At 71.2% G+C, this 1,412-nt stretch carries 1 protein-coding gene and 1 pseudogene; both read right to left on the bottom strand.

Features of this window, described 5'->3' with window-relative positions:
• Positions 1-1,028: HAMP domain-containing protein (locus HLA93_RS20250; RefSeq protein ID WP_222196248.1), on the bottom strand; the 1,028-nt coding region annotated here is incomplete at its 3' end.
• Positions 1,029-1,313: 285 nt separating this feature from the next.
• Positions 1,314-1,412, bottom strand: a pseudogene (locus tag HLA93_RS22615) (methyl-accepting chemotaxis protein); the annotation flags it as partial.

Raw genomic sequence — 1,412 nt, 5'->3', positions numbered from 1 at the left:
TCGTTCGCGTTCTGCGAGATCTCCCGGATCGAGGCACCCATCTCCTCCGCACCAGCCGCCACCGTCGCCACACTGCGGGACACCTCCTCCGCCGAGGACGAGACGACGCTGGACTGCACCGACGTCTCCTCCGCCGACGCCGAGATCTGCGCCGAGGACGCCGACAGCTCCTCCGCCGACGCCGCGACCGTGTCCGCGGAGGAGACCACCGAGGCGATCACCGAGCGGAGCTTCTCCTGGGCGGTGGCCAGCGCGCCGGCCATCTGGCCCAGCTCGTCGCCCGAGCGGACGTCCGCCGTCCGGGTCAGGTCGCCCTCTGCCATGGCGTCGAGCGAGGCACGGACGGCCTGGACGGTCCGCACCAGCTGCCGGACGACCACGACCGCCAGGCCCGCAGCCAGCAGCAGACCCACGATCAGCGCGACCCACAGGGTGTTCCGCGCGCTGTCAGCCAGCGCCTGCCCCTCGGCGACGTCCACGGCGGCGTCGTCCGCCTGCCGCTGCTGCTCGGCGCCGAAGGCGTCGGAGGTGGACCGGGCAGCCTGTGCCAGCGGGCCGCTGGCCACCGCGAGGGCGGTGGCGTCGTCCCCCGCGTCGGCGGCCGGCACGAGCTGCTCGTCGACGACCGCGTAGTAGCTGGTCATGAGGTCGAGCACCGGGTCGAAGTCCGAGGGGTCGCTGAGGGTGTCGAGGTAGGCCTGGGTCTGCTGCTGCAGCAGCTCTCGGCGCTCGGCCAGGTCGGATCGCAGGCCCGCCCGCGTCGCCTCGTCGGACAGGCCGTAGAGGTTGTACCGGGCTCGGTCGCCCTGGAAGGTGCGCTGCAGGACCCCCAGCTCGACGAGCGGGTCGATGCTCCCGGACGACAGCGTCTCGGCAGCCCCGGCCAGCGTCTCGATGCGGTCGACAGCCAGCGTGGTCAGCCCGACCGACACCACACCCAGCAACGCCAGGGCAGAGCCGATCTTGACGCCGATGGGGCGGTCGCTGAACCAGCGCCCAGGACGGGAGCGGGTGGCGGTGTCGGACATGGCTTCTCCTGTGATCTGGGTCGTCGAACGGGGAAAGCCCCCGGCCACACGTCACCGTGGCCCCCTTGCGGAACCGGGGCGTTTCGAGACCAATGGTGAATGGCACGGGAACACGAGGTCTCGAAATGCCTCGCGTGTCGTGGGAACGGTTGCAGTCAGCTCGGTCATGAACCCGGCAGGTCTTCTTGTCGACACCGGAGGAATGGCTGGGCCACACCCGGGAACGGCACGGCCGCCGCCTCGCGAAGGAGGCGGCGGCCGCAGTACCAGTGCCGAACAGGTGGGTCAGAAGGTGAAGGTGGCCACGCTGCTGCGCAGGTCGCTGGCCATCCGGGACAGCTCGTCCACGGCCTGCCGGGTCTGCGACAAGGCCTGCGTGGTCGA

Origin of the sequence: Modestobacter italicus, assembly GCF_019799965.1 — a bacterium.
Taxonomy (GTDB): Bacteria; Actinomycetota; Actinomycetes; order Mycobacteriales; family Geodermatophilaceae; genus Modestobacter; species Modestobacter italicus_A.
This window is presented reverse-complemented; position numbering and strand designations above follow the sequence as displayed.